The sequence below is a fragment of the Micrococcus sp. genome, from assembly GCF_030523875.1.
Lineage (GTDB): Bacteria > Actinomycetota > Actinomycetes > Actinomycetales > Micrococcaceae > Micrococcus.
Genome location: NZ_JAUNHR010000070.1, coordinates 546 through 11,275, shown reverse-complemented (window position 1 = coordinate 11,275; position 10,730 = coordinate 546). Strand labels below are relative to the sequence as shown.

The 10,730-nt window shown below is 73.8% G+C and carries 9 protein-coding genes, 2 tRNA genes and 1 pseudogene; 6 read left to right on the top strand and 6 right to left on the bottom strand.

Annotated features, from left to right (window positions below):
- From tig to Q4D18_RS09235, 3 genes are all read right to left on the bottom strand, one after another.
- Positions 1-1,382 (bottom strand): trigger factor (gene tig, locus Q4D18_RS09245; protein WP_303127599.1); only part of this gene is annotated, 1,382 nt, incomplete at its 3' end.
- A 46-nt stretch (positions 1,383-1,428) separates the two neighbouring features.
- Positions 1,429-1,502: transfer RNA gene (locus tag Q4D18_RS09240), tRNA-Pro, on the bottom strand.
- Between the two features lie 80 nt (positions 1,503-1,582).
- Positions 1,583-2,482, bottom strand: coding sequence for an SDR family oxidoreductase (locus Q4D18_RS09235; RefSeq protein WP_303127598.1), 900 nt, complete (start codon positions 2,480-2,482; stop codon positions 1,583-1,585).
- A 118-nt stretch (positions 2,483-2,600) separates the two neighbouring features.
- On the opposite strand from Q4D18_RS09235, the gene Q4D18_RS09230 reads away from it, so the two are divergent.
- Positions 2,601-2,674 (top strand) — tRNA-Gly (locus Q4D18_RS09230).
- A gap of 103 nt (positions 2,675-2,777) precedes the next feature.
- Positions 2,778-3,194, top strand: coding sequence for a hypothetical protein (locus tag Q4D18_RS09225; RefSeq protein ID WP_303127597.1), 417 nt, complete (start codon positions 2,778-2,780; stop codon positions 3,192-3,194).
- A 143-nt stretch (positions 3,195-3,337) separates the two neighbouring features.
- Here Q4D18_RS09225 and Q4D18_RS09220 read toward each other — a convergent pair whose 3' ends face one another.
- Positions 3,338-4,216 (bottom strand): Fpg/Nei family DNA glycosylase, encoded by an 879-nt coding sequence (locus Q4D18_RS09220; RefSeq protein WP_303127596.1) that lies wholly within the window; start codon positions 4,214-4,216, stop codon positions 3,338-3,340.
- Positions 4,217-4,690 carry a ribose-5-phosphate isomerase gene (locus Q4D18_RS09215; protein WP_303127595.1) on the bottom strand — a complete coding sequence of 158 codons (474 nt, stop codon included), beginning with the start codon at positions 4,688-4,690 and terminating at the stop codon, positions 4,217-4,219.
- Between the two features lie 303 nt (positions 4,691-4,993).
- Here Q4D18_RS09215 and pepN point away from each other — a divergent pair, with 303 nt between their 5' ends.
- The 3 genes and pseudogenes from pepN to Q4D18_RS09200 all read left to right on the top strand — a co-directional run bounded on the left by pepN (position 4,994) and on the right by Q4D18_RS09200 (position 8,767).
- A complete protein-coding gene (pepN, locus tag Q4D18_RS09210) occupies positions 4,994-7,600 on the top strand; it encodes an aminopeptidase N (RefSeq protein WP_303127592.1) in 2,607 nt (868 codons plus the stop codon).
- Between the two features lie 66 nt (positions 7,601-7,666).
- Positions 7,667-8,095: pseudogene (locus Q4D18_RS09205) on the top strand (OsmC family protein); the annotation flags it as partial.
- Between the two features lie 252 nt (positions 8,096-8,347).
- The gene (locus Q4D18_RS09200) at positions 8,348-8,767 is read left to right on the top strand and encodes a globin (protein ID WP_303127604.1); all 420 of its coding nucleotides are present in this window, start codon (positions 8,348-8,350) and stop codon (positions 8,765-8,767) included.
- A gap of 33 nt (positions 8,768-8,800) precedes the next feature.
- Here Q4D18_RS09200 and Q4D18_RS09195 read toward each other — a convergent pair whose 3' ends face one another.
- Complete coding sequence (locus Q4D18_RS09195; RefSeq protein WP_303127589.1) at positions 8,801-9,514, bottom strand: hypothetical protein; 714 nt, start codon at positions 9,512-9,514, stop codon at positions 8,801-8,803.
- A 186-nt stretch (positions 9,515-9,700) separates the two neighbouring features.
- On the opposite strand from Q4D18_RS09195, the gene Q4D18_RS09190 reads away from it, so the two are divergent.
- On the top strand, positions 9,701-10,642 hold the full coding sequence (locus Q4D18_RS09190) for an acyl-CoA thioesterase II (protein ID WP_303127601.1): 942 nt from the start codon (positions 9,701-9,703) through the stop codon (positions 10,640-10,642).
- The last annotated feature ends 88 nt before the right edge of the window (positions 10,643-10,730 follow it).

The window sequence follows — 10,730 nt, the reverse complement described above, 5'->3', positions numbered from 1 at the left end:
TTCTTCTTGGCCGGCGCCTTCTTCTCCGCCTTCTCCTCCTCGGCCGGGGCCTCCTCGGACTCGGCGGCGGCGTCCAGGGCCTCCTGGCCGCCCGGGGTCACGAACGCGGTCAGGTCCACGGCCTTGCCCTCGGTGTCGGTGACCTCGGCGTGCTCGAGGACCTTGGCCAGGGCCTTGCGACGGCGCACCTCGCCCATGATCATCGGGATCTGGCCGGCCTGGTCCAGCATCATCGCGAACTGGTTCGGGTCCATGCCGTACTCCGCGGAGGTGGCCATGATGTACTCGATCAGCTCGCCCTGGTCCACGGTCACGGACTCGGCCTCGGCGACCTCGTCGAGGATGACCTCGTTGGCGAACGCCTCGCGGGTGTTCTTCTCGAGCTCCTCGCGGTGCTCCGGGGTGTCGTGGTCGTCGCCGGCGGCGTGGCCGCCCTGGGAGAAGTGCTGCTCGAGCTGCTCGGCGATCACGTTCTCGGGGACGGGGACCTCCACGAGCTTGCCGAGCTCCTCGAGGACCTTGTCGCGGGCCTCGACGCCCTGGCGGTTCACGGCCTCCTCGGCGGCCTTCTTCTTCAGGTCCTCCTTGAGCTCGGCGATTGTGTCGAACTCGGAGGCCAGCTGGGCGAAGTCGTCGTCGGCCTCGGGCAGCTCGCGCTCCTTGACGGCCTGCAGGACGAGCTTGACCGTGGCGGTCTCGCCGTCGTGCTCGCCGCCGGAGAGGGTGGTCTCGAAGGTGGCGTCCTCGCCGGCGGACAGGCCCTCGAGGGCCTCGTCAATGCCCTCGAGCATGGTGCCGGCGCCGACCTGGTAGGACAGGCCCTGGGCCTGGTCCACCTGCTCGCCGTCCACGGAGGCGGTGAGGTCCATGGTCACGAAGTCGTCCTTCGCGGCCGGGCGGTCCACGTCCTTGAGGGTGCCGAAGCGGGAGCGCAGGGCGTCCAGCTGGGCCTGCTCGTCCTCGGCGGTGGCGGCAGCGGGCTCCACGGTCACCTTGAGGCCCTTGTAGTCGGGCAGCTCGATGGTCGGGCGCACGTCGAACTCGGCGGTGAAGGCCACGGGGCCCTCGGCCTTGTCGCCCACGGGGACGTCGGTGACGTCGACCTCGGGGCGGGAGATCGGGGTGACCTCGGCCTCGGCGACCGCCTGGCCGAACCACGTGTTCAGGCTGTCGTTGACGGCCTGGTCCACGACGGCCTCGCGGCCGAAGCGCTGCTCGATCAGGCGCGCGGGGACCTTGCCCTGGCGGAAGCCGGGGATCTGGACCTGCTGGGCGATGTCCTTGTAGGCCTTGTCCAGCGCGGGCTTCACCTCCTCGAACGGCACCTCGACGGTCAGCTTGACGCGGGTCGGGCTGAGGTTCTCTGCGGTGGACTTGACCACGGACGGCTCCTGTTGAACTGGGTTGTCGGTTTACTGTGACGTCGAGTCGGGGTGACAGGATTTGAACCTGCGGCCTCACGCTCCCAAAGCGCGCGCTCTACCAAGCTGAGCTACACCCCGTGGCGGACTCCGCGCCGGGACGCGCCCGGCCGCGGCGCTGCGGGCACCCGGAACTCTGCCCGGAGGCAGACTGTGGAAGCCTACCGCGCCGCGTCGCCCGGGCGGGAATCCGCCGCCGGGAGGCCTCCGGCGGCCGTGCCCGTGCGTCCGGTGAACCCGTCCATGGTGCGGTTGACCCCCAGCAGGTCCATGGTCGCGTCGAACGCGCGCACGGGCAGCGCCCGCAGCGGGGCGATCAGGTGCACGGCCGCCGGCATCAGCAGGCGGCGCCGACCGTCCTCGACGGCATCCAGCACCGCCTCCGCCACGGCCTCGGGCTCGAGGATGGGCAGCAGGGCCGGGACACGGGTGCGGACGCCGTCGAACATGCCGGTGGAGATGTAGAAGGGGCACACCGTCAGCGTGCCGACGCCGCTGCCGCGCTGACGCAGCTCCGCCTCGAGGGACTCGGTGAACCCCACGGCCGCGTGCTTGGACGCCGAGTAGTCGGTCTGCCGTGCCACGCCCACCAGGCCGGCGGCCGAGGCCACCGTCACCACGGTGCCGCGGTCCCGCTCCAGCATGCCGGGCAGGAACGCCCGGGTGACCCAGTACGGGGCGAGGGCGTTGACCTCGTAGGTCCGACGGATCCCCTCCTCGGTGGCCGCCAGCAGCGGCGCGCCCGTGACCACGCCGGCGTTGTTCACGACGACGTCCACCTCGCCCGCCTCGGCCGCGGCCATGGCGACGGCGACGGTGTCCGTCACGTCCACCGCGGCGGCCTCGGCACGGGCGCCGAGGGCGCGCACCTCCCCGGCCACGCGGGCGCCGGCGTCGGCGTCCAGGTCCCACACGATCACGCGCTCGGCCCCGCGCCGGGCGGCGCCGAGGGCCATGAGCCGGCCGATGCCGGACCCACCACCCGTGATGAGGACGCTCCGTCCCCGCAACGGCAGTGCGTGGGAGCGGGAACGGCGGGGAAGGGGGATGCGCGGGGCCATGGGCTGCTCCCTCGGGTCGGTCGGAGACTCCGGATCCATCGCAGGACGGCGGCGAGCGGTCGCGGGACCCCCGCATGCTAAGGTGGTCGCCGCCGGTCTGCGCGAGACGCAGGCCCGCGGGGATGTAGCTCAATGGTAGAGCCCCAGTCTTCCAAACTGGCTACGCGGGTTCGATTCCCGTCATCCCCTCCACTCCATCGTCACGGCCCGGTCCCATCAGGACCGGGCCGTCGTCGTCCGTCCAGGTCAGCCAGACGTTGACGGATGCCGCCCCTGAGTCCGTAGCCTCTGCGCCATGAGCCTCTCCTCCATCCTGACCGGCCGTGCGACGGCCCTCCTCCCCCTGCCCGCCCGTCTGGCCCTGAAGTTCGGCCCCCGCGCCGTGCGCGCCTACGGTGACTGGCGCGGCAAGAAGGGCCGCGCCGCGGCCACCTCGAAGCTCGGGGGCCGGGCCCTGCGCCGCGGCGTGCAGCAGCGCGGCCGTGCCGTGTCGAGCCGGGACGGCTTCCCGTGGGGCGTGGGCCTCGGCGGCGTCGCTCTCGGCGCTCTCGGCACCGCGGCGGCACTGTTCGGCGGCAAGGTGCTCAAGGACCGCTCGTCCCGCGGCACGCGCACGGAGATCGAGTCCACCGGTCAGACCCTCGTGACCCGCGAGGACACCACCACGGCCGCGCCCGTCACGCGCACCGTGATCGAGCAGCCCGGCCACTGACCGGTGGGGCGGCGGGCCGTGCGCCCGCGTCCCGTCCCACGGGTCGACGCCGCTCCGACGAACTGGTGAGGACACACCTCCATCCGTCTCCTCTGACGGGGGCATGAGGGTGTGTCCTCACCAGTGCGCGTCTGGGGGCGGGCTCAGGCCTGGCAGACCGAGCAGCGGTAGAGCTTGCGGGCGGCCATCTCCTCGACCACGATCGCGTCCTGTCCGCACACCCGGCACGGGGTCCCCTGCCGGTGGTAGACGTAGTTCGCGTCGTCCGGCCAAGCCTCGTCGTCCGGAACACCGGGCCGGTCCTCGGGCCGCACCGTGACGATCCGGCCGAGCCGCACACCGTGGCGCATCAGGGACCGGTTGTCCTCGTAGAGCGCGCGCAGGGTCTCCTCGTTCAGGGAGGAGGCCGGGGTCCACGGGTCGATGCCGGCCCGGAACAGGGACTCGGCGCGGTAGATGTTGCCGATCCCACCCACCATGGACTGGTCCATCAGCACGACGCCGATCGGGCGCCGCGTGCGCGCGGCGCGTTGCACGAACGGGGTGGGGTCGTCGTCGTTGAGGGGGTCCGGGCCGACCTTCGCGGTGACCGCGGCGACCTCCTCCGGGGTGAGGACTCGGCACGTGGTGGCGCCGATCAGGTCCGCCCAGCCGTGCTCGGCTTCCAGTCGCAGGCGCACGGTGGGCCGAGGCGCGGGCGGCTCCGCGGCGGCGGGGCCGGTGTGATCCTCGGTCTCGCCGATCCGTCGGGGCGCGCCGATCGAGGAGGCGGCCGCGAAGGTCTCGTCCCCGCCGAACGTCCAGGCCCCGTACATGCCCAGGTGCACGTTGAGGGTGAGCGCGTGATCGAAGTCCAGGAAGAAGTGCTTGCCGTGCGCCCACGCGCGGACGGGAGTGTGCCCGTCGAGGAGCGCGGCGCCGTCGGCGAACCGGCCCTGGGGGCTCGCGGCGCGCAGCGGCGCGCCGACGAACACGTCCTGGAACTGGCGCGCCAGGCGGTGGATGGAGTGGCCCTCAGGCACTCACATCACCACTTCACCGGTCTGCTCGTAGGTGGCGATCTTGCCGATGCGGCGCACGTGGCGCTCGTCGTTCGAGAAGGGCTCGGCCAGGAACGCCTCGATCAGGGCGGTGGCCTCCTCGAGCGAGTGCTGCCGGCCGCCCACGGCGACAACGTTCGCGTCGTTGTGCTCGCGGGCCAGCTTCGCGGTGTCGAGGTTCCAGGCGAGCGCCGCGCGGATGCCCGCCACCTTGTTCGCGGCGATCTGCTCGCCGTTGCCGGAGCCGCCGAGCACGATCCCCAGGGAGTCCATGCCCTGCTCGCGGTCCGCGGCCACGGCGCGGGCGGCGTTGATGCAGAAGCCCGGGTAGTCGTCCTGCGCGTCGTACTCGGCGGGGCCGTGGTCCACCATCTCGTAACCGGCGGCGGTCAGGTGCTGCACGAGGTGGGCGGAGAGCTCCATCCCGGCGTGGTCGGTGGCGATGTGGACGCGCATGGGGGCTCCTTCTCGGCGGGGGTGGGGTTGGTCGGGGTCCGGGCCAGTCTAATGACGTGCCGACGGCCGGCCGTCGGGAGTGTCCGGGGCTGGACCGGGTCGTGGCGGGCCGGCCTCACGGGGGGTTCACGCGCGAGCCGGACGTTTCGACCGGAATGGGAGGCGGAAAGCGGTCGAAACATCCGGCTCGGCGCCGTGGGAGGGGCCGGCCGGTGGCAGACTGGGGGGCCGCGTCCCGTGCGGCCGGTCACACCACGTCCGGGCCGCCCCGCATCCACCCGACCCCGTCAGGAGAGTCCACCCGTGACCACCGCCGCAGCCATGAACATCACCCGCGAGGAGGCCGCCGCCCGCGCCGTGGCCCTGACCGTGGAGTCCTACCAGGTCGCCCTCGACCTCACCCGGGGGGCCGAGCACTTCGGCTCCACCACCACGGTGACCTTCACGGCGGCCCCCGAGGCGGTGGGCACGCACACCTGGATCGACTTCGTGGCGTCCCAGGCCCCCGAGGTCACCCTCAACGGGGAGCCGGTGGAGGTCGAGGCCTACGACGGTGCCCGCCTGGCGATCGGCCCGCTGGCGGCGGAGAACACCCTCGTGGTGGACGGCCTGGCCGACTACACCACCACCGGTGAGGGCCTGCACCGCTTCGTGGACCCCGTGGACGACGAGGTGTACCTCTACACCCAGTTCGAGGTGCCGGACTCCCGCCGCATGTTCGCCGTGTTCGAGCAGCCCGACCTCAAGGCCGCCTTCGCCTTCACCGTGACCGCGCCGGCCCACTGGGCCGTGGTGTCCAACCAGCCGACCCCCGAGCCGCGCACCCTCGGCGTCGTCGAGACCCCCGAGGTGCCCGCCGGCGTCGACGCCGCCGTGTGGGAGTTCACCCCCACCCCGCGCATCTCCTCCTACATCACCGCCCTGGTGGCCGGGCCCTACCGCTCCACGCACTCGGAGCTGACCAGCGCGGACGGCCGGACCATCGCGCTCGGCGCCTACTGCCGCGGCTCCCTGTTCGAGCACCTGGACGCGGACGAGGTCTTCGACCTGACCCGCCGCGGCTTCGAGTTCTTCGAGGCGCAGTACGGCCACCCGTACCCGTTCGAGAAGTACGACCAGCTGTTCGTGCCCGAGTTCAACGCCGGCGCGATGGAGAACGCCGGCTGTGTGACCTTCCTGGAGAACTACGTGTTCCGCGGCACCGTCACCGAGGCCGTCCGCGAGCGCCGCGCCATCACGATCCTCCATGAGCTGGCGCACATGTGGTTCGGCGACCTGGTGACCATGCGCTGGTGGAACGACCTGTGGCTCAACGAGTCGTTCGCGGAGTTCATGTCCACGCTGGCCGCGGCGGAGAACACGCGGTACGAGGGCGCGTGGACCACGTTCTCCTCGATGGAGAAGAACTGGGCCTACCGCCAGGACCAGCTGTCCTCGACCCACCCGATCAAGGCGCAGATCCGCGACCTGGACGACGTGCTGGTCAACTTCGACGGCATCACCTACGCCAAGGGCGCCTCCGTGCTGCGCCAGCTGGTGGCCTGGGTGGGCCAGGAGAACTTCATGGCGGGCGTGCGCGCCTACATCGAGCGGCACGCCTGGCAGAACACCGAGCTTCCGGACCTGATGTCCCAGCTCGAGGCCGCCTCCGGCCGCGACCTGTCCGAGTGGACCCGTCTGTGGCTGGAGACCTCGGGCGTGAACACGCTGCGCGTGGAGGTGGACACGGACGACGCCGGCACGATCGCCTCCCTGCGCCTGCGCCAGTCCGCCCCGGACGGCTCCCCCGCCGCCCCCGGCGACGACGTCCTGCGCCCGCACCGGATCGCCGTCGGCTTCTACGACGTGGACGGGGCCACGGGCCGCCTGGTGCGCACCGAGCGCTTCGAGCTGGACGCGGCGGGCGAGGTCACCGAGGTGGCCGAGGCCGCCGGCAAGGCCCGCCCCGCGCTGATCCTCCCCAACGACGACGACCTGGCCTACGCCAAGATCCGTCTCGACGACGCCTCGTGGGAGACCGCCTCCGCCCGCCTGGCGGACGTGAACTCCTCCCTGGCCCGCACCCTGCTGTGGGGCGCGGCGTGGGACACCGTGCGCGACGGCGAGGCCTCCGCCGCCTGGTTCGCGGACCTGGTCCTGACGAACATCGGCGCCGAGCGGGACTCCACCGTGGTCCAGACCCTGCTGCGCCAGCTGGCCACCGCGATCTCCCAGTACCTGCCCGAGGACCGCTCGAGCGAGGTCCGCACCGACGCCGCGCGTCGTCTGTGGACCCTGACCGAGCAGGCCGAGGCCGGCTCGGACGGCCAGCTGCAGTTCCTCAAGGCGTTCGCCCTGCACGCCCGGGAGGACGCCCACCTGGACGCGCTCGCGGACATCCACGGCCGCCGCGCCGAGGTGCCGGGCCTGGACCTGTCCACGGACCTGCGCTGGGAGCTGCTGATCGCGCTCGTGGCCGCCGGCCGGGCGGGCGAGGAGGAGATCGCCGCGGCCGAGGCCGAGGACGCCACGGCCACCGGTGCGCTCGCCGCCGCCCAGGCCCGCGCCGCCGTCCCGACCGCCGAGGCCAAGCAGGCCGCGTGGGACCAGGTGGTGGCCGGCACGCTGTCCAACACCACGCAGCGCCAGGTGCTGGTGGGCTTCCAGCGCGCCCATGACCCGGCCCTGCTGGCGCCGTTCGCGGACGCCTACTTCGAGGCCATCGAGCAGGTGTGGGGCTCCCGCTCCCACGAGATGGCCGAGACCGTGGCCGTCCTGGGCTTCCCCGGCTCGCAGGTCACCGAGGAGACCGCCGCCCGTGCCACCGAGCTCTCGGAGCGCGTGCGGGAGTCGAACGCCGGCCTGGCCCGCACCGTGGCCGAGTCGCGCGACGACCTGGCCCGCGCCCTGAAGGCCCGCGCCGCGGCCTGACCCGCCTCGCGCGCACGCCCCCCCCTCGGCGCGTTCGGGGGCGGGGGTGTCGATAGGCTGGCGGGCATGAAGCACACCTTCGCCCTGCGCGCCGAGTGGACCGGCGACCGCGGCACCGGCACGTCCGGGCCCCGGGACTTCGACCGCTCCGTGGTCCTCCAGCACCCCGCCGTCGGGGAGATCCAGGCCTCGGCTGCCCGCGCCTTCCGCGGGGACGAGGCGAAGTGGAACCCCGAGCTCCTGCTGCTCGGCGCCCTCGCCCAATGCCATGTCCTGTCCTACCTGCACACGGCCGTGCAGGCCGGGGTCGTGGTGACGGGCATGACGTGCGGTGCCGAGGGCGTCCTCGAGGTGGACGCCGACGGCGCCGGCCGCTTCGCCTCCCTCATGCTCACGCCCGCGGTGACCCTGCAGGACGAGGCCGACCGCGAGCGCGCCGAGGCGCTGCACGCCGAGGCGCATCGGATGTGCTTCATCGCCAACTCGATCAGCGCCCCCATGGAGGTCGTCCCGCAGGCCCCCGCTCCCGACGGCGGCCGCCTCCCCGACCACTCCGCCCGCCTGGGCGCTCCGCTGGCCGTCCTGCGTCCGCGTCCGGCGAACCGCCCGTCCCGGGTGACGGGGCTGGAGGCCCGGCCCACCGAGGTCGAGCCCGTGGTGCGCGCGGACGCGGCCGCCGGCGTCGACCAGGTGCGGGCCCGCGACCAGGCCGCCGCGCGCGGCGAGCGCCCGGCCTCGGCCACGCCGATCGCCACGCCCGTCCCGTCCCCCGCCGTCCCGGCGGCCCCGGGGCAGGCCACGAGCTTCTACGACGCCGTCGGCGGCCATGAGACCTTCGAGCAGCTGACCCGTGTGTTCTACGAGCACGTGCGCCAGGACCCGATCCTGGCGCCCATGTACCCCGAGGCGGACTGGGAGGGCGCCGAGACGCGCCTGCGGATGTTCCTGGAGCAGTACTGGGGCGGGCCGCGCACCTACTCCGAGCAGCGCGGCCATCCGCGCCTGCGGATGCGGCACATGCCCTTCAAGGTCGACCCCGCCGCCCGGGACGCGTGGCTGCGGCACATGCGCACCGCCGTGGACTCCCTGGACCTGTCCCCGTTGCACGAGGCCGAGCTCTGGGACTACCTGGAGCGCGCCGCGCACTCCATGGTCAACTCCGCCTGACCGAGGCGCGGTCGGCGGGACCTCCGGAGCCCGTCAGAGGGCGACGGCGGAGCGGCCCAGGACGAACCCGCCCGGGGTGTCCAGGCGCGTCCACGGCCCGGCGGTGCTCAAGCGGGCCCGTCCGCCGGGGCGCAGGAAGCCGAGCGCGTGCGCGCCGAAGGCCATGCCGGCGGGGAAGGCGATGTCGCCGCCGAGGGTGGGGCCCCACATCTGCGCGCGCACCTGGCGCACCACGGCCTCCCCGGAGTCCTGCGGCAGGGCCTGGCGCACGGCGTCGGCGCCCTTGACGGCGACCTCGATGAGCTCGTCGTCGGAGACCTCCGCGCGCACGGTCCAGCCGGCCCGCGGCGGGGTGAGCGCCGTCCATGCCACCTGCTCGTGCGTGGGCGGGAGGGCCAGGTCGAGGGACACGGGGTCCTGGGCGCGCATGCGGGCCGTGCGCTCGGTGATCGAGGCCAGCGGCACCACGGCGTCCAGGTCCGCCACCCCCTCCGCCGTGGCCAGGCCCACCGTGCGCAGTCCGAGGACCACCGGCACCCCGTCCCCCAGCCCCTGCGGCTGCAGGACGGAGACCCACTGGGCGAGCATGGGCGTGCCGGAGCGGCCGGCGCGCGGCACCACGTGCAGGCGCATGCCGGTGTCGGCGACGCGGCGGGCGCGCTGGGCGAGCTGCTCGAGGTCGCGGACGGCACGCTCGTCGGTGAGGCGGAGGACGAGGGCGTGGGTGGAGGCGGGCTGTTCGGACATGCCACGATTGTCCCAGGTCCGGCACCGGCCGGCCCCGACCCCGCCGCCGCGGGGCGCCGCCGCGTCCAGGAGGATCCGCCCATGGGACAGCCGCCCGAGCCCGAGGACAACCAGGGATCGCCCGCCCGCCGCCCGCTGCGCCGCGGCCTGATCCGGCCCGACACCGCCCCGGCCGATCCCACCGCCATGCTGCGCGGCCTGCTCGAGCTCGAGGACGCGGACCCGCACCCGCTCACCGGGGACGTCCGCTTCACCGGCGAGACCCCGGCGCAGGCCCACGGCCGCGTGTTCGGCGGGCAGGTGCTCAGCCAGTGCCTGGCCGCCGCGGCGCGCACCGTGGAGGACGGACGGGACGCCCACTCCCTGCACGCCTACTTCGTGCGCCCCGGCGACGCGCTCAAGCCCATCACCTTCACCGTGGAGCGCGTCCGCGACGGCCGGTCCTTCTCCGTGCGCCGCGTGCTCGCGACCCAGGACGAGCGGGCCATCCTCACGCTGACCTGCTCCTTCCAGGCCCCCGCCGGCGGCGTCGACCACCAGGTGCTCATGCCCGAGGGCGTGCCCGCCCCGGAGGACCTGCCCAGCACCGCGGACCTGATCGGGGACATCCGGCACCCCATCGCCCAGGAGTGGGCGTGGGCCCGCCCGTTCGACATCCGCCACGTGGACCCGGCGATCTATGTCGCCCCGGCCGCCGAGCGGTCCGCCGCGAACATGGTGTGGATGCGGACGTACACGCCGCTCGCCGACGACCCCAACCTGCACCGCGCGGCGCTGGCCTACGCCTCGGACTACACGCTGCTCGAGCCGGTGCTGCGCCAGCACCACCTGGCGTGGACCCAGCCGCGGATGTCCGTGGCCTCGCTCGACCACTCCATGTGGTTCCACCGCCCGGCCCGCGTGGACGAGTGGCTGCTGTACGTGCAGCACAGCCCCTCCGCCCAGGGCTCCCGCGGCCTCGGCCAGGGGCACGTCTTCTCCCGCGACGGCGACCTCGTGGCCACCGTGGCCCAGGAGGGCATGCTCCGTCTGCCCCAGGGCACCGAGGCCGCCAAGGCCACGGTGCAGGGCGCCCTGCAGACCCTGGCGATCAGGACGGTGCTGCGCCGCCCCCGCTGGCGCCGCTGAGGCCCTCCCGTCCCGGTCTGCATCCTGGTCCCCGCCCGGACGACGTCGGGCCGCCCCCCCCCGGGTGGGGGCGGGCCGCCGGAGTGGG